This is a genomic window from Candidatus Egerieousia sp. (genome assembly GCF_056211015.1).
In genome coordinates this window covers 62,573-80,683 of sequence record NZ_JBAELF010000041.1, presented here as the reverse complement: position 1 = coordinate 80,683, position 18,111 = coordinate 62,573, and the positions used below count along the sequence as shown (strand labels likewise).

16 protein-coding genes, 1 tRNA gene and 1 pseudogene are annotated in these 18,111 nt (G+C 46.6%); 17 read left to right on the top strand and 1 reads right to left on the bottom strand.

Annotated features, from left to right (window positions below; genetic code table 11):
• The 15 genes and pseudogenes from AC06L3_RS03290 to AC06L3_RS03220 all read left to right on the top strand — a co-directional run.
• A pseudogene (locus AC06L3_RS03290) lies at positions 1-511 on the top strand (hypothetical protein); the annotation flags it as partial.
• Positions 512-594: 83 nt separating this feature from the next.
• Complete coding sequence (dnaA, locus tag AC06L3_RS03285) at positions 595-2,013, top strand: chromosomal replication initiator protein DnaA (protein WP_475669194.1); 1,419 nt, start codon at positions 595-597, stop codon at positions 2,011-2,013.
• A 24-nt stretch (positions 2,014-2,037) separates the two neighbouring features.
• Positions 2,038-3,507, top strand: a complete 1,470-nt coding sequence (locus AC06L3_RS03280) for an aminoacyl-histidine dipeptidase (protein ID WP_475669193.1) — start codon at positions 2,038-2,040, stop codon at positions 3,505-3,507.
• A 1-nt stretch (position 3,508) separates the two neighbouring features.
• Positions 3,509-4,072: a guanylate kinase gene (gene gmk, locus AC06L3_RS03275; protein WP_475669192.1), complete on the top strand. Its 564-nt coding sequence runs from the start codon at positions 3,509-3,511 to the stop codon at positions 4,070-4,072.
• Between the two features lie 6 nt (positions 4,073-4,078).
• Positions 4,079-4,666 (top strand): nicotinate-nicotinamide nucleotide adenylyltransferase, encoded by a 588-nt coding sequence (locus tag AC06L3_RS03270; protein WP_475669191.1) that lies wholly within the window; start codon positions 4,079-4,081, stop codon positions 4,664-4,666.
• A gap of 54 nt (positions 4,667-4,720) precedes the next feature.
• On the top strand, positions 4,721-5,683 hold the full coding sequence (locus AC06L3_RS03265; protein ID WP_475669190.1) for a class II fructose-bisphosphate aldolase: 963 nt from the start codon (positions 4,721-4,723) through the stop codon (positions 5,681-5,683).
• Between the two features lie 76 nt (positions 5,684-5,759).
• Positions 5,760-6,497: a nucleotide exchange factor GrpE gene (locus AC06L3_RS03260; RefSeq protein WP_475669189.1), complete on the top strand. Its 738-nt coding sequence runs from the start codon at positions 5,760-5,762 to the stop codon at positions 6,495-6,497.
• Between the two features lie 17 nt (positions 6,498-6,514).
• A complete protein-coding gene (dnaJ, locus tag AC06L3_RS03255) occupies positions 6,515-7,675 on the top strand; it encodes a molecular chaperone DnaJ (protein WP_475669188.1) in 1,161 nt (386 codons plus the stop codon).
• A gap of 47 nt (positions 7,676-7,722) precedes the next feature.
• Positions 7,723-9,459, top strand: coding sequence for a M23 family metallopeptidase (locus AC06L3_RS03250; RefSeq protein ID WP_475669187.1), 1,737 nt, complete (start codon positions 7,723-7,725; stop codon positions 9,457-9,459).
• Positions 9,460-9,472: 13 nt separating this feature from the next.
• Positions 9,473-10,645 (top strand): anhydro-N-acetylmuramic acid kinase, encoded by a 1,173-nt coding sequence (locus tag AC06L3_RS03245; protein WP_475669186.1) that lies wholly within the window; start codon positions 9,473-9,475, stop codon positions 10,643-10,645.
• Positions 10,646-10,684: 39 nt separating this feature from the next.
• A complete protein-coding gene (locus AC06L3_RS03240; RefSeq protein ID WP_475669185.1) occupies positions 10,685-11,785 on the top strand; it encodes a serine hydrolase domain-containing protein in 1,101 nt (366 codons plus the stop codon).
• Between the two features lie 151 nt (positions 11,786-11,936).
• Positions 11,937-12,305 (top strand): 50S ribosomal protein L19, encoded by a 369-nt coding sequence (gene rplS, locus AC06L3_RS03235; protein WP_475669184.1) that lies wholly within the window; start codon positions 11,937-11,939, stop codon positions 12,303-12,305.
• Positions 12,306-12,319: 14 nt separating this feature from the next.
• Positions 12,320-12,393: transfer RNA gene (locus tag AC06L3_RS03230), tRNA-Arg, on the top strand.
• A gap of 328 nt (positions 12,394-12,721) precedes the next feature.
• Positions 12,722-13,435 (top strand): MBL fold metallo-hydrolase, encoded by a 714-nt coding sequence (locus tag AC06L3_RS03225; protein ID WP_475669183.1) that lies wholly within the window; start codon positions 12,722-12,724, stop codon positions 13,433-13,435.
• Between the two features lie 5 nt (positions 13,436-13,440).
• The gene (locus tag AC06L3_RS03220) at positions 13,441-13,935 is read left to right on the top strand and encodes a GNAT family N-acetyltransferase (RefSeq protein ID WP_475669182.1); all 495 of its coding nucleotides are present in this window, start codon (positions 13,441-13,443) and stop codon (positions 13,933-13,935) included.
• An 8-nt stretch (positions 13,936-13,943) separates the two neighbouring features.
• Here AC06L3_RS03220 and AC06L3_RS03215 read toward each other — a convergent pair whose 3' ends face one another.
• Positions 13,944-15,374, bottom strand: coding sequence for an AAA family ATPase (locus AC06L3_RS03215; RefSeq protein WP_475669181.1), 1,431 nt, complete (start codon positions 15,372-15,374; stop codon positions 13,944-13,946).
• Between the two features lie 1,076 nt (positions 15,375-16,450).
• Here AC06L3_RS03215 and AC06L3_RS03210 point away from each other — a divergent pair.
• Together AC06L3_RS03210 and AC06L3_RS03205 are read left to right on the top strand one after the other, a co-directional pair.
• The gene (locus AC06L3_RS03210; RefSeq protein WP_475669180.1) at positions 16,451-16,780 is read left to right on the top strand and encodes a helix-turn-helix domain-containing protein; all 330 of its coding nucleotides are present in this window, start codon (positions 16,451-16,453) and stop codon (positions 16,778-16,780) included.
• Complete coding sequence (locus AC06L3_RS03205) at positions 16,767-18,041, top strand: type II toxin-antitoxin system HipA family toxin (protein ID WP_475669179.1); 1,275 nt, start codon at positions 16,767-16,769, stop codon at positions 18,039-18,041. The genes AC06L3_RS03210 and AC06L3_RS03205 overlap by 14 nt, the downstream gene beginning before the upstream one ends.
• Positions 18,042-18,111: the final 70 nt, after the last annotated feature.

The window sequence follows — 18,111 nt, the reverse complement described above, 5'->3', positions numbered from 1 at the left end:
TTCCAACGGCGGTGGAAAGATGAGCGGCGGTGACATGGAAGGCGGACACAAGCACAACGGAACGGGCGAACCGTACATGTCTTCATATTACAGAGTATATTATCATCCTGTGACAGGCGAATACATACCGGGAGGCTGGGTTTACTATATGGACCCAAATATCCCTTGGACAGTCAATGCTAATCTTAACTATACATTTCAAAAGACATACTCCTACGCTAATGAAATCCTGAGCGCCAAGAACAATCATATGCTCACTCTGGGGCTCTCGGCGCAGGTCAGACTTTCACCGAGGTTGAACCTGAACTACAATACGGGATTTGACCTTACAAAGATGGATATGACAACCTCACAGCTGAGCGGAACTTTTGACCTTCATTGCTTCACCATTTCGTTCTCCTGGATACCTAGCGGCAAGTGGCAGAGCTGGAGTTTCAGGATTAACGCAAAAGCATCCGCCCTTGCTGACCTTGTACAATTTAAGAAGAATAACAGCTTCTGGGACAGGTAGTTATAAGGTTTTCTAAAAAAACAATACTTTAAAATATTTTTTTTAAAAAAGTTATTATCCAATTTTGTGCTATTGATGATGGCATGAAAGAAATCACTCATACACAGGTTTGGACAGCTTGTCTTGAAAAACTCAGGAAACAGGTCTCGCAGGAGGATTTCCTTACGTGGATCAAGCCTATAAAGGCGGTGAAACTTAAGGATTCAACCCTTATTGTGCAGGTCCCTTCCGACTATTTCAGAGACCACATAGAAGAGAATTTCATTGACATCATCATTCCGGAATTAAGACTTCTTCTCGGCCCCAAAGCCAAGCTCCTTTACGGAGTGATGGTCACACGCGAGCAGAAGGTTACCATACCTTCCAACACAGCAAGTGTTCACAAACAGGAGATACCGGTCAAGATGAGAGGCGAAATGAAAATGCCTTTCAATCCATGGGCAGTACCCGGAATTCAGGAGAAGATACAGATAGATTCCAATCTCAATCCAATATACAGTTTCGAAAACTTCGTGGAAGGGGAGTGCAACCGTCTTGCAAGGGCCGCAGGTTTGTCAATAGCTGACAATCCTGGGAAGAATGCATTCAACCCTCTTTTCATTTATGGAGGTCCGGGTCTTGGAAAGACACATCTTGCACAGGCCATAGGACTTGCCGTGAAGGAAAGATATCCGGAGAAGATAGTCCTTTATGTAAACGCACATACATTCCAGACACAGTATATGGAATATGCCGGTGTGAACAATCAGCTCACTGATTTCCTTCATTTCTATCAGATGGTTGACCTGCTCATTCTGGATGACGTTCAGGAGTTTGCCTCAAAGGCCGGAACACAGAAGGCCTTCTTCCATATATTCAATTTCCTGCATCAGAACGGAAAGCAGCTTGTGCTTACCTCGGACTGTGCGCCGGTTGATCTCCAGGGACTTGAGCAGCGTCTTCTGAGCCGTTTCAAATGGGGGCTTTCAGTTGAACTCACCAAGCCGTCCTTCTCAACCAGAGTTGACATCCTCAAACTGAAGAGCGCCAATGACGGTATTGTCCTTTCTGAAGAGATACTTGAATACCTTGCCGAAAACATCAGGGGAAACGTAAGGGAGATAGAGGGCACTCTCTATTCACTCCTTGCACACGCCACCTTCAACAAGGAAAAGATAACACTTCAGCTTGCTAAGCGGATTATAGACAACATAGTGCCTGCAGAAAGGCTTGAACTTACCGTGGAGGCCATAGAAAAGAAAGTGGCCGAGTATTTCGGGGTCGAGGTGGAACTTATACGTTCAAAGACAAGGAAGCGCGAGGTGGCCCAGGCCCGCCAGGTTATAATGTACCTGTGCAGGGTGCTTACCAAACTGTCGCTTTCAACCATAGGCGCAAGCATTGGCGGAAGGGATCACGCAACCGTGCTTCACTCATGCAATGCGGTATCTGACCTTATGGAAACAGACAAGCGTTTCAAGCAGAACGTGAACGAGCTGCTGCGCATGCTCAATCAGGAATAACAAACAAATCAAATACATGATATTATGACATCACAGAGGGTACTTGACATTTTTAAGGAAATCCTCACTATCCCACGTGAAAGCGGACATGAGGAACTTATTGGCAAATGGCTCGTTGACTGGGCCGCAGAGCACAAACTGGCTTGCAGAACAGACAAGGCAGGCAATGTATGCATAATCAAGGAGGCTGCTCCGGGAAAGGAAAACGTTCCTGTATTAGTTCTCCAGAGCCATATGGACATGGTATGCGAGAAGAATGACGGAGTGGAACATGATTTTGCCAAGGACCCTATCAAAGCCGTTGTGGAAGATGGCTGGCTTGTTGCCAAGGATACAACACTGGGAGCTGACTGCGGAATAGGCATAGCCGCCTCCCTTGCAGTTCTTGAGGATGAGAATCTGAAACTTGGAAAGCTTGAGGCCATTTTCACCGTGAGCGAGGAAACCGCACTCGTTGGAGCAAATGCAATGGAAGCGGACTTCTTCTCAGGCAAGATTCTTATAAATCTTGATTCAGAGGATGAGGGCGAACTCTTCATAGGATGTTCAGGCGGAATAAGGACAATGGGTACATTCACATACACCACCTATCCGGCAACTGATGAGTACGTGAAGTGCGAGTTCAAGATTCATGGGGCTCAGGGCGGTCACAGCGGTGATGATATAGACAAGAACAGGGCAAATGCAGTGAAACTTCTCGGCAGATTCCTCGTGAAACTCATAAACAGGTTTGATATTGAACTTTACGAGATAGGCGGTGGAAACAAGGACAATGCCATTGCCCGCGAAGCTCACGCCGTTATTGGATTCCCTAGGAGAAACAGCAAGGCCATTCTTCGAATCTGGAAGGATTTCGTTGCGGAAATGAAGTTTGAGTACAAGTCGAGCGATGCCGGTGTTGACGGCTTTGCAGGAGAGCTTGGAATCAAGGATGTGAAAAGCGGCCGAATGGTGGGCAGTCCTAAGAAATTCGTTGATCCTTTCACGGCAAACAACGTGATCCGTACTCTTGCAGGCATGCCTCACGGAGTCATTGCAATGAGCAACGATATCAAGGGACTTGTTGAAACTTCAACAAACCTTGCAAGTGTAAAGATGCTTCCAAGAAATAAGATAGCAATTGAGACAAGCCAGAGAAGTTCTTTGGATCATATGATCACAACCGTTTCAGAACAGGTTGAGGCTGTGTTTGACCTGGCTTGTGCCGATGTCAAACGTTTCGGACGCTATCCTGGCTGGCAGCCGAAGCTCGAGTCCGACATTCTTGAAATAACCAAAGCCTCATACAGGAAGCTGTTCGGTAACGAGCCTGTGGTAAGGGCAATCCACGCCGGACTGGAGTGCGGCCTGTTCCTCAACAAGATGCCGGATCTTGATATGATTTCATTCGGTCCTACATTGCGCAGCGTTCACGCTCCTGGTGAGAAACTCAATCTGGCCACATTGGACAAGTTCGTTGTGCTGCTTGAGGATGTTGTCAAATCAGTGAAATAGGATGGGCAAGGTCATTATATTTTCAGCGCCTTCGGGCTCGGGAAAAAGTACCATTGTAAACCATCTTCTTGGCAAATTCAACAAGCTGGAACTCTCCATTTCCGCCACCAGCCGCGCACCAAGGGGCCAGGAGCAGAACGGACGTGAATATTATTTCATTTCCGCAGAGGAATTCGAGAAGAGGATAGCACAGGACAGGTTCGTTGAGTATGAGCAGGTTTACAAGGGAACATATTATGGAACACTGAAGGATGAGCTTGAGAGAATATGGTCCGCTGGTCATATAATAACATTTGACGTTGACGTTAAAGGCGGTGTGAATCTCAAGAGAATCTTCGGAAATGACGCTCTCTCAATCTTCATTCAGGCTCCTTCCATAGAGGAACTGCACAGACGTCTTGTTGCCCGTGCAACCGATTCTGAAAAGGCCATTGAGGAACGTGTTGCCAAGGCCGCGGAGGAAATGAAGTACGCTCCTATGTTCGACAGGATCATAATCAACGATGAACTTGACAAGGCCTTTGAGTGCGCCGATTCACTCATTGAGGAATTCATAAGGAAATAGAGGAATTTGAAAAGGATAGCTTTATATTTCGGATCTTTCAATCCCTTCCACTATGGGCACAGAGCCGTAGCGGAGGGGATTTCCGCTTCAGGACTCGTTGACGAGCTCTGGTTCGTGCTTTCACCCAAGAGCCCTTTCAAGGAGGAGAACGTTCTCTCGGACCCTTACAGACGCCTGCACGAGCTGGAGGAGTCGCTTGCACAAAGCAATGGCTTCAACTGGAGGATTTGCGACATTGAGTTCCATCTGCCTTCTCCGCTATATACCTGGAACACTCTGGAGGCACTGTCCACCAGTCATCCTGACTGCGAGTTCAGCATAGCCATGGGAGCCGACAATCTTCTCTCACTCGAGCGATGGTACCGGGGAAGAGACATCATGTCCGCCTACAGGCTGATAGTGTATCCAAGGCCCGGGTCCGATATCGGAAAATTCTTCAGATATGCATCCGGCCCGGACGGCAGACCTCTGGCTCAGAAGCATCAGGACGCATTGGAAAGTGAATATTCATTCAAGGAACTGGTGATACTAGCAGATGCGCCTCAGAACGACATATCTTCTACAAAAATCAGGGAACATAATTGTTCTCAGTGATATTTTTTTTACTATTTTTGCACCCGGAAATTTAAAGACTAATACTTTTTTATCATGGTTTCTTACAAAGATTTGGGCCTGGTGAACAGCAGAGATATATTCGCCAAGGCAGTTGACGGCGGTTATGCCATTCCTGCATTCAATTTCAATAACATGGAGCAGCTCCAGTCAATTATTCAGGCTTGCGTTGAAACAAAATCTCCGGTTATACTGCAGGTAAGCAAAGGCGCAAGGAATTATGCAAATCAGACATTGCTCAGATATATGGCTCAGGGAGCGGTTGAATATGCAAAGGAACTCGGATACAACATTCCTATCGTACTTCACCTTGATCACGGTGATTCCTACGAACTCTGCGTATCATGCATAGAACTCGGCTTTTCTTCTGTAATGATTGACGGCAGCAGCCTTCCATACGATGAGAACGTTGCTCTCACAAGAAAGGTTGTTGAGTATGCTCACAAGTACGATGTTACCGTTGAGGGTGAACTCGGAGTGCTCGCAGGCGTTGAGGATGAGGTAAGCGCAGAAAGCCATACATATACAAGACCTGAGGACGTTGAGGACTTTGTAAAGAAAACAGGCGTTGATTCGCTCGCAATTTCAATTGGAACAAGCCACGGTGCATTCAAGTTCAAACCTGGTCAGAAACCTCAGATCAGACTTGATATCCTTCACGAGATAGAGAAGAGAATCCCTGGATTCCCAATCGTTCTTCACGGTTCTTCAAGCGTTCCACAGGACATAGTTGCACAGATCAACCAGTACGGCGGAGCTCTCAAGGATTCAATAGGTATTCCTGAGGAGCAGTTGAGAGAAGCTGCAAAATCAGCGGTATGCAAGATAAACATTGACTCCGACGGCCGTCTTGCAATGACAGGTGCAATCCGCAAGGTATTCGTTGAGAAACCTGCAGAGTTTGACCCTAGGAAGTACCTCGGACCCGCAAGAGACGCTCTCAAGGCTCTTTACATGCATAAGGTAAGAAACGTGCTCGGTTCAGAGAACAAGGCGTAATTTCTGCCAATTTGTCTTAATATTGCTATGGCAAGCAATTTGTTGTTGTGCCATAGCAATTTTTAATTTTTTCAATATGAACTTTGATAAGAACGGAAATATGGTTTCTGATGCTCCGCAAGTAGCGGAAAATGCTGTGGAAAATGTGGCTGTGGAGGCGCAGGAGCAGAAGGAAGCTGTGAATACAGAAAAGAGTGCGAAGAAAAAGAGTCCTCAGCAGAGATTCAAGCAGATGGCAAGGGATGTTGAGCAGAGCAGGAAGGAATTGAAGGAACTATCGGCCAGGTTGGCGGAAGTTGAGGGAGCCAAGAAGACTCTGGAGATTGCCGAGGCTGAAAGAAAGGCAAAGGTGGAGGAGCTGGAGGCCAAGCTTGCGGCAGCGCATCAGACTTACGAACTTGCCAATGACAACTATACAAGGCTCAACGCCGAGTTCGACAACTATCGCAGGCGCACAGCAAAGGAAAAACTCGAGTTGAGGGAGACCGCAAGCGAGGATATCATCAAAGGAATGCTTCCTGTACTTGACGACTGCCTGCGAGCCCTTGACGTTCTGCGCTCTTCCGATGCAGCTGAGGCTGCAATAGAAGGGACACAGCTCATTTACAACAAATTGTGGAAGTATCTGAGCGAGAAGGGCCTCTCGGAAATCGAGGCTGTTGGTCAGGAACTCAACACCGATTTCCACGAGGCTGTGGCTCAGTTCCCTGTTGAGGACCATGCTAAGAAAGCAAAGATCATTGACGTTGCCCAGAAAGGATATATGCTTGGCGGCAAGGTTATTAGATATGCAAAGGTTGTAGTTGGCATCTGATTTTGGAACTTTGACTTATGGCAGAGAAAAGAGATTATTACGAGGTCCTTGGCGTTACCAAACAGTCAACTGCGGATGAGATAAAGAAGGCCTACAGAAAGCTGGCAATGAAGTATCATCCGGACAGGAATCCTGGTGACAAGGAAGCCGAGGAGAAATTCAAGGAAGCGGCTGAAGCATATTCGGTGCTCAGCGATCCTGACAAGAAACAGAAATATGATACGTACGGCTTTGCCGGCGTGAACGGCGGAGCAGGCGGATTCGGCGCAGGTGGATTCTCAATGGATGACATCTTCAGCCAGTTCGGAGACATATTCAGCGGGTTCGGATTCGGCGGATTCGGCGGCTTTGGCGGTGGCGGCGGATCAAGAGGCAGGGGAGTGTCAAAAGGTTCGAACATAAGGATAAGGGTGAAGGTCACTCTGGCAGACGTTGTTCGCGGCGTTGACAAAAAGGTGAAGATAAACAAGGAGGTATGCTGTCCTGAATGTGCCGGACGCGGAGCAAAGAGCGAGGCCGATATCAAGACTTGTGACAAGTGCGGTGGACGCGGCGTTGTTGCGCAGGTTGCACAGACAATATTCGGTACAATGCAGACCCAGACCACCTGCCCTAAATGCGGCGGCAAGGGAACAATGATTGCCAATCCTTGCGCCAAGTGCAAGGGAACAGGCGCCGTCAAGGGCGAGGAGGAGATTTCGTTCAACATACCTGCGGGCGTTTCCAACGGAATGCAGCTCAATGTTCCCGGCAAGGGAAATGCAGCGCATAACGGCGGCGTGAACGGCGACCTCATTGTGCTTATTGAGGAGGAACCGGGCAAGGAACTGCAAAGGGATGAGAACGATCTGGTTTACACTTTGTTCATAAGCGTACCTGATGCCGTGATGGGCACAACGGCGGAAGTTCCCGGCGTTGACGGCAAGCTCAGGATAAAGATTGAACCTGGCACTCAGAGTGGAAAGATGCTCAGGTTGCGCGGAAAGGGTATTCCTGTCCTTAACGGTTACGGTGCGGGAGACCTTCTGGTTTACGTTCAGGTATGGACCCCGAAAGTTATTTCATCGGAGGAGAAACAAATGATGGAAAAGTTGAGAAATTCACCTAACTTTGCACCTAAGCCAACATCCGCCGAGAGGAACTTTTTTGACAGAATAAAGCATCTTTTCAACGGCTGATGAATTTAAACAAGCCTTGAACAATGACAAGATATAATAAACATAGAATGAGACAATTGCTTGGGACTTCCGCAATTGTCTTTTCTCTTTTATGCTCGTCCGCAGGCGTCCTGAACGCACAGGAAAGCACCGACAGCAGCAGATCTGCTGATTTTTCCTACCCGCTGGACGTTCAGCCAATGAGCCTGAGCGGCAACTACGGCGAACTCAGACTCAACCATTATCACGGAGGCGTTGATTTCCGCATAGGCGGAGTGGTGGGCGCACCTGTATATGCTTCCGATAGCGGATATGTTTCAAGAATATCGGTTTCCGCATCCGGGTACGGTAACTGCCTGTATCTCACGCATCCTAACGGCTTTGTCACCGTATACGGTCATCTGAATGCATTCGAGAAGAATATTGCACAGTATGTGGAGCAGATGCAGTATGAGAAGGAGTCATTTTCGGTTGACCTTGAATGCACGCCGGATCAGTTCCCTGTGAAGAAAAGGCAGAGAATAGCCTTTGCCGGCAATACCGGAGCATCCGGAGGTCCTCATCTTCATTTCGAGGTGCGCGATGCAGAGTCAAACGTCCCTCTTTCGTTCATGGAAAGGGGTTACATTACAATGGATGACAGCACGGAGCCGAACATAGCGCCGCTCCGCGTATATGGCTGGTATTCGCTTGAGGGTGTTCCTCAGACCTTTGAAATACCCGCAGGTCAGGACGTGGTGCAGGTTCCCGAACATTCATACATCGGTATCAATTCAATTGACCATATTGAGGGCAGCTACTCCAAATTCGCCGTAATGCGTTACAAGGCTTACCTTGACAATGAGCTGTTCTACGATTATTCAGTGGGGGAGGTGCCTTTCGAGCAGGGACGCTACATAAATTCCATCATAGATTACAGGACCAGGGTAAGGAAAGGAGCGAACTTCGTGAAAACCTGGGTTGAGGAAGGGAATGCCCTTTCGGATCATATATCTTTCACCGGCGATGGTCTGGTCACCCTTTCCGATACACTTGTGCATACAGTTACGGTTGAGTGCACGGACTGGGCCGGCAATACCGCTACAAGGACAGTCAAAGTGCAGAGGAACGATGCAAAGTACGAGAGCAGGCTGAGCAAGAAACCGGAAGGCAAGTACATGAACTGGGCGCTCGACAATATATTCCAGGATGAGAATCTCAAGCTCGTGATTCCTGCAGGTTCGCTTTACAGTTCCATATTCTTCAAATATATGCCTGAGCATAGCATTACGCTTGGTGGTAAGAAGGAGAAGAAAACCATCAGGGTATATGGTGTGCATAACAATGAAATAGCCCTTCACAGCGGTGCAACCTTGTATATCAAGTACAACGGCAGTGAGGAGAACAAGTCAAAGGCGTTGATAGCCCTGTGTTCCGGCGGCTCTTTCAGATGCGTTGGAACGGAAGTGGTTTCATTGGATTCGCTGTCGGGTGACTGGCTCAAAGGACATATAGGATCATTCGGAAACTATACCGTGGTATATGACACCCAGGCTCCGAACGTGAAACTGAAACTGGCCAACGGGGCCGCTCTCAAGGCCGCTTCCTTCTCGTTCACGATGGGTGACAATCTTTCCGGAATAAAGAGATACAGGGTTGAGATAGACGGGCATTGGGTTCTTGCCAGGTATGACTTGAAGTATGCCAGAGTCACGGTTCCGCTCAAATCTGCAAGAATCAAGAAGGGAATCATGCACGAATGTATCATAACGGTTGAGGACAACAAGGGTAATGTACGAACGGTCACCAGAAAATTCAGGTGGTAAAAATCATATCATTATGACAAACAAAGCTATTCTTTCAAACGGACGCGAGCTTTCAATAGAAGAGGGTATAAATGTGCTGGGCCTTATGAGCGGCACCTCGCTCGACGGTCTTGACCTCTGCCTTGTGAACTTCAAGTATGTTAACGGCAGATGGCAGTATTCAATCATCAAGGCGGAGGACGAGAAATATCCTCAGGAACTTCACGAGAAGCTGGCAAGCGCCCAGGACATGAACGCCGAGGAGTACGCCTGCCTTCATACAGGTTACGGAATGTACCTGGGAGCGCGCGTGAAAGCTTTCATAGAAAGGAATTCGCTTGAAGGGAAGGTTGACCTTGTGGCATCACACGGCCAGACAGTATTCCATCAGCCAAAGGTTTCTTTCCACTGCGATGGTGTTCCATCATACGGCTGGACAGGCCAGATAGGCTGCGGAGCCGGAATTGCGGCGGTGAGCGGAGTTGATTGTGTCTGCGATTTCAGGACAACCGATGTGGCTTTCGGAGGTCAGGGCGCACCACTGGTGCCGGTAGGGGACAGGAATCTTTTCACCGATTTCGATTTCTGCCTTAACATTGGCGGTTTCTCCAATATTTCCTTTGACAACGGAAGCAGCAGGAGCGCATTTGATATATCGCCGGTGAATTACGTGCTCAATCATTATGCTGGAACAATAGGACTCGATTACGACAAGGACGGTGCACTGGCACGCTCAGGAAAGGTCTGCAAGGAACTTTTTGATGCCCTGAACGCACTTGATTACTACAACACCTCGGGTCCGAAGTCACTTGGCAGGGAGTGGGTGGAGCAGAACATCTTCCCTCTGGTTGAGAGTTACGGTCTTGAACTCAAGGACGCAATGGCCACTTATACCGAGCATGCCGCATGGCAGGTTGCAAGGACGGTGAAGAAATATTCCGGAGCCATCGCTGTAAAAGATGAGAGAATGAGGATGCTGGTTACAGGCGGTGGTGCTTTCAACAAGTATCTGGTTGAGAGGATGGCGGCTCTGGCTCCTGAGTGTGAGTTCATTGTGCCCGACGCTCTTACAGTATGTTTCAAGGAGGCCCTGATATTCGCTTTCCTCGGTGCTCTGTATGCATTCAACATTCCGTCCTGCCTTTCAAGCGTAACAGGAGCCCGCGTTTCAAACATAGGAGGTGCTCTCTACAAGGCCGGTTATTAATTGATTATAAATAATTTAAATATCATAGAGATGAAAACTTTGAAAAACCTTTTGCTGATTGCAGCTGTAGCGGTTCTGGCAGCATGCAATGAGAATGTACCATCGCCGGTGGATACTCAGTCACTTGATATCATGATGAATGAGAGAATCTCCGCTGATGAGCCTGGTGCCGCTGTGCTGGTAATGTACGGTGACAGCGTTATCTTTGAGAAGGGCTACGGCCTTGCCGACCTGAACACCAAGGCTCCTATCGATGCCAACACTTTCTTCAACATTGCATCAATGTCAAAGAAGTTCACCGCTGTTGCAATAATGCAGCTGGTTGAGCAGGGCAAGCTCAGCCTTGACGATGCGGTAAGCAAGTATTACCCTGAGTACATGTCTTCAATGTGGGGGAAAATCAAGATTCACCATTTGCTTTCACATGGTTCCGGAGTGCCTGACAAAAGGGGTTACATTCCACTGGAAGAGAGAATTATGGGAGAGGATTCCCTGGCAATGAGATACCTTTCTGAACTCGATACATTGAACTTTGAGCCTGGCCAGGGTTATGAGTACATGAATCCTACATACGTGATGCTCGGCGACATTGTAACAAGAGTCACCGGACAGGACTTTACTCAGTATGCCTGCGAGAACATTTTCCGCCCATCAGGAATGGAGAAGACAATGTATTATTTCCCGAACTGCGACAGCATAATCCCTAATGCCTCCCACGGATACGAGCTTGATTCAGCCGGTGAATACAAGGAGTGCGACTACGGCGAGGAGACTTTCTTTGCCACACGTCCGGATGGCGGCGTTTACACTTCAGTTGCAGAGTATTCGAACTGGATGAGGGAGCAGACAAAGATGCGCGCCGGTTTGAGCAAGGTGCTCAGCAGCGAGTCACTTGCTTTGGCCCAGACAGCAAAGAACCATATTGAGGACAATCCTGCATACATTGACTACTGCTATGGCTGGATAGTTGAATCAAAGGACGGACAGCCTTGGGTGGTATACCATTTCGGCGGTAACGGCGGTTACAGGACCTGGGGCGCTTACTATCCTCAGAAAAACGTTTACGTAATGGTGTTTGCGAACAGAGCTGATTTCAATACACAGCTGTTCAAGGAGCAATTTGAAAAACTTTTGAAATAAAGTTTGCAAAGCGCTGAAAAGTTTATATCTTTGCAGTCCCAAAAAGAATGCAACCTCTTATGTGGTGCAGCTGTGGCGCCCTAAAGATATTCTTGATGAGCGTGTTTGAGCACCGGAAACAAAACATAACGTTGCCTTAATTTTTAAAACAATGGATTTGATTAAGATCGCGCAGGAAGCTTGCGCATTAGGTGAGAAGAAAGTTTACCCTGTATTCAAGGCAGGTGACACTATCACAGTAACCTACAAGATTAAAGAGGGTGATAAGGAAAGACTCCAGAAATTCCGTGGTACAATTATCCAGATCAACGGTGAGGGTGCAACAAAGACTTTCACAATCAGGAAGATTTCAAACGGCGTTGGCGTTGAGAGAATTTTCCCATTCCAGTCACCATTCATTGATTCAATAGAGGTCAACAAGGTAGGTAAGGTAAGAAGAGCTAGAATCTACTTCCTGAGAAAACTTACCGGAAAGAAGGCTAGAATCAAGGAGAAAGGATTTACAGGTAAAGCTGAGTAATAAACTCAGCATCCGGCCCCTTAGCTCAACTGAATAGAGCATTTGACTACGGATCAAAAGGTTGTGGGTTTGAATCCCGCAGGGGTCACTTCCCAAAAACCATTCAGTAACTGAATGGTTTTTTCTTTTATTGGGGCTCTGCCCCAAACCCCGCTGCACCGCTCCCGGGCTATACCGAACTTGCTGCTTCCCGCAACTCTTCGCTGGCATTTCTCATGTTTTCGCATTCCAGCAAGTTCGCGCCCTCCGCTAGGCCGCTGATGCGGCCGTTTTCCTCGAGGACAAGACATATACCGCTCGAGGGATGTGTGAGCCTATACAGAAAATTTATTATCTTTAATGCTGCAATGCATGCAAAGGAAACTTAAAGGTACACGATTCACGATGATATTCATTAACAAACAAATTAATATGCTATGTTAAACAAAACAATCTTTGCAACCATTGCAGCACTCTTGCTGATTGCCTGCAATGAACCTACAGAAGAGGTATCAAAATATGCTCAGGACACTTTCACAGCCGATGACGGCACGGAAATCACATTCACATACTACGGTCATGCCTCAATTGGAATAGAAGCCATGGGCAAGCACATATATGTGGACCCGGTGGGAGAGAATATTGACTGGGAAGGAGAGCCTAAGGCCGATCTTGTGCTCATCACCCACGACCATTACGACCATCTTGACACCAACGCCGTGAAGATTCTTACCGGAAAGGCAGATGGATTCACGAAACTGGATGTATCCACGGTCATTGACCCGTTCGATAAGGTTTCAATCGAGGCAGTCTCTGCATATAACATCAGCCCGGACCAGCTTGATTTCCATCCGAAGGAGAGGGGGGATGTTGGCTATATCATTAATATTGCCGGCATGCGCACATACGTATCAGGAGACACCGAGGACAATGAGGACGTTCTTACCATAAAGGACATAAACATTGCCTTTGTATGCTGCAATAAGCCATATACAATGAACGTTGATCAGTGCCAGAAAGTGGTGAAGGCCATCAAACCTGAAGTGTTCATCCCATACCATTACGGCGGAACCGATGTTCCTACGGACCTTGATGCCCTTCAGGATTCCCTCAAGGATGTGACAAAGGTTCTCATCAGACCGCTTGAATAGTTAATATGATACGCAAAGCAGGCATAGAAGATATCCCCGCAATCCGCAAAATGGCGGATGTGGCGTTCCGCAGAACCTACGCAAGCATCCTCTCCCCGGAACAGATGGACTATATGATGGACTGGATGTATTCACAGGAAAGCCTGCTGAACCAGATGACTTCCCTCGGTCATATCTTCTACCTCGATGGTGAAAAAGGCTATGTCTCCTTCCGTTTTGAAAGGCAGCTCGATGACGGAACCAAGCTTTTCCATCTTGAAAAACTTTACGTCCTGCCAGAGTACCAGCGAACCGGCCTGGGACTTCTCCTTTTCAACAAGGTTGTGGAGAGCGTAGAGCAGATTGCCGGCGGCCCCGCCCGCATTGAACTCAACGTGAACAGATACAACAGTGCAGTGAGCTTCTACGAGCACCTGGGCATGCACAAAGCCAGGACCGGCGACTTTCCCATAGGCCACGGCTACTTCATGAACGACTACATCATGGCAATGGACCTGTAGGATTGCTTTTATTCAAACAGCTGTTCGGCTGTGATTTCGTTGTCAACAATACTATTGTGTATTCCTTCGGCTACACCGTATGTTGTAATGAATGTGCTGACAAGCCCTTTTGAAGAGGTGTCAATGTCTCCAAACAGCAACTTCCTCTCCAACAAACGATTATGATAGTCACCGGTAATCGTATATCTGGTTTTTGAGAATTTTATCTCACATAAGTTAATCAGATGGTCCGCCCTGTCAATGACAAGATCAATCTGTGCGCCTTTCTTTCCAGTCTCCTTGTTCCCGTAATACCTCCAGGAGGATGCGGATGTGGCAATACCCTCTATGCCCAATGCCTTTTTAATTTGAGGCAGGTGGGTCAGGCAAACAAGTTCGAAGGAACGCCCTTGCCAGGATTCCAGAGACTTGCCGGTAATGTTATGTGTCCACCAGAGTTCATCTTTGCCGTCGTTCTCTCTGAGAAACTTGTAGTAGAACAGAGTGTAGAAGTCAACAAGACGATAAATCGTTCCTTTGCTTTTGTTGCCGTATTGAGTATAGGAAATGATGAAGTCACATCTCTCAAGATTCTTGAGAATTATTGTCAATCTATCGCCTTCAATCTTGAGAGCTTTGGAAACCTCTGTATATGTATATCCGTCCTTATTGTTATAAAGCAGGTTCACCACATCGAGATACCTCTTGGAATTGGTGAAAATCGCATTGTACAATTCATCAAACTCAGCACGTAACACACCGTTCTTGCGGAAAAAGAGCCGGTCAATGTTCTCAGCTATGCTTTCCTTGGGATTGAGGAGACTGAGATAAAACGGAACGCCACCCATAATCATGTACAGTTGGAGAATTTGATACGTATCCCATATTATTTTTCTGCTATGCAGGTATTCCCGTGTCTGTTCCAGCGTAAACGGCCGAACATAAATATGGTTGGTGATTCTGGCATGCAAGCCGCCGGGGTTATCAACCAATTTATCCATCATCCAGGATGACGCTGAACCACTGGCAATGAACACAATGTCATCACGCCTTGCTCCCCATCCATTCCAGAACGTTTCCAAACCTTCCACGAACTCGGACTGAGGGGTGTCTATCCAAGGCATTTCGTCTATAAAGATTATCTTCTTGCGGTTCTTTGGGAGAGTATCAATATATTCCTCCAATGCATCAAAAGCATCGGACCAGTCAGCAAACTTAGGCATAGCCTCCAATCCGGCAGCCTGCTTCAGCGCTTTGGCAAACCCGCGCAACTGCTTTTCCTTGCTCAACTTGTGACCGCCAACATACGAGAAATCATAGTTCCGATTGAAGAAACTGTCAACGAGGAAAGTCTTGCCTACACGACGCCGTCCATATACAATAACAAACTCCGACCTGTCTGACTCCACGCACCTGCGCAGCTCAGCCATCTCATTCTCTCTACCTATAATCTTTTGCATATAACAATGTTTTGTTTTGCAAATATACGAGCTTTTTGTACTAAATGTGCTAAATTTTCATAGATTTAGTACAAAAAGCTGGTATATTTGTTCTGATCCGGCGATGGCGCTTCAGATATTCCGAACAGTTCCACATTTTATCAGCCAATTCGGTTTTGCAATACTATTGTTTGAATTGCAAAAATCTTTATTTATATTTGCATAGATAGCATTTTACGGCTAATTACATGTTATAAGATGTTACTGCCGCATTTTGCCATGAGTCGGGGAGAAAACTTAACTTCAACATATCCAAAATAGTCTCAGCAAAAAGATATTGGATAGATATATTTGAAGAAGAAGAGACCGCACCACAAAGCGGTTTATATCTGTTTACGTGTTCAGGCGATAATCATTTGATAACCGAGTTGTATCATTTGAACCAAGGTGAACGATATTATAAGTATTTTGAGGGTGAATATTCCCATATGAATGGTTGGTTTGAAGTTATTCCTCTTGCATACCATTGTGTCAGTGATTATGAAGCAGATACACTCAATTCTGGAGGGCCCGCAATGTCAGAAGAATTGAATTATCCACATATTCCATACACTGAAGCAAATCATAGAATTCATTGGGAACTCTATCATAAAGCGCATTCTGAAGTTCAGGGAACAATTCGTTAAGGTTTATTGAAGAACGTTGATTATGGAGAGAAAAGAAATTGCGCCCGTTGGAACCGATACATTGTTTGAGAATATTTCCGGTACAGTATATCGGAAATTAACAATGCCCCTGCAGAGCCTGACAGGCAGTTCTATGGGCTATCGCTGTGCCAGGTGATTTTAGGTTCAGGCAAAACAGACTTCGGTGGAAGAAAAGGGTTGTTTGCTTGCCTATCGCCGGTGAAAAATGGTGGATAATGACTACCTTTCCTCTATTAATCAAGTGTGAACTTCCCCTTTTAGGGAAGGCTACAAAAAGGGGAAGTTCATAATAGTATTTTGGGTTTATAGAGGGTGAGGCAAGAGAAAATTCTGCATAATACTATCATATAATAAAATGTTTCACTATATTTGTAATATTATATGATAGTCATGAAACGTTCAAAAAGTAAATTGCTGCCTATGCCTGTACAGCAGAAACTTTCTGTTGTAGGCGAGCAAATCAAACTGGCCAGATTGCGCCGCAAACTCACAATAAAGCAGATTGCGAACCGGGCCACATGTTCCGAACTTACCGTCATAAGAATTGAGAAAGGCAATTCAGCCGTGTCCATCGGTGCCTACATCCGAGTCCTGTATGGTCTCGGTTTGGCAGATGATATCCTTCATCTTGCAGGTGATGATCTGGTGGGCAGAAGTTTGGAAGATGCTAGACTGATGAACCAAAAAAAGAAGAAGGAGGAAGAATATGATTTCGATTGATGTATATGGCGCATTTGACTTTACTGACAATGAGATTAAAATAGGTGTGCTTTCATTTGAACGCATAAAAGGTTCGGCAACGTATATATTTGAATACAATCCTGAATTCCTTAACAATTATCCAAATCTTAATCTCAGCGTTGATATCGGATTGTTCCAGGGACCGCAATCTGTTAAGGACAACATCTTCTCAATGTTTGGAGATGCTTGTCCTGACCGATGGGGGCGGGCACTCATAGACAAGCGCGAAATACTCCAGTCGGAAGACAGGAAGACAGCTCCGAGGAAGTTCGTACAATTCGATTATATGGTACGTCTTGATGACAGGACAAGAATGGGTGCGCTCAGGTTCCGCCATAATGGCAAACTGATAGGAAATGACTTGGCTGCACCGATACCCATAACCGCAGATCTCGAAACCCTGATAATGGAGTCACAAGCTTATGAGAATGCATTGAAAAGAGGAAATGTGCCTGACAAGAAATGGATTCTCAACCTATGCGCTCCGGGCTCCTCCCTCGGCGGTGCGAGGCCGAAAGCAAATATCATTGACAACGGGGAACTCTACATCGCAAAATTTCCGTCGATAGAGGACGATTATGATATTGCCCTATGGGAGCAGTTCGCAAGTCTTCTGGCCCGAAAAGCGGGAATCATTGTGCCGGAAACTAAAATCGTGAAATTGCCATCGTACAGCCACCATATCTTTCTTTCCAAAAGATTTGACAGGGACAAAGACAGGAGGATTCATTATGCTTCGTCCTTGACATTGACAGGACTCAAGGATGGTTGCGGAGCAAATACGAATAATGGATATATAGACATAGTAAACGCCATGATAAGCAACAATAATGTCATTGATCTTCACGGAAATCTGACGGAACTGTTTAGACGTGTCGTTTTCAATGTGGCTATCGGAAACAGTGACGACCATTTCAGGAATCACGGATTCTTGCTCACCAAGAGAGGCTGGACGCTTTCACCGGCTTTTGATATGAATCCGTCAAACAGCCTTTTTCAATCATTGCTGATTACACCAACAACCAACAAAGCTTCCATAGATGAACTCCTGAAGGCATCGGATTACTTCTTTATTGATAAGGCTGATGCGAATGCTATTGTTGATGAGGTGAAAAATGCAGTTTCAGGATGGAGGGCAATAACCCGGCAGTTAAATATACCGAAATCAGAATGGATGCGATTCTCTAAAAGATTTGATATGTTCTGCATGCCAAGAACAACGATCGGCAGGCCCTTCTGAGGCCTATCGCTGTGCCAGGTGATTTCGGTTTCGCTAGAACAGGCTTCGGCGGAAGAAAAGGGTTGTTTGC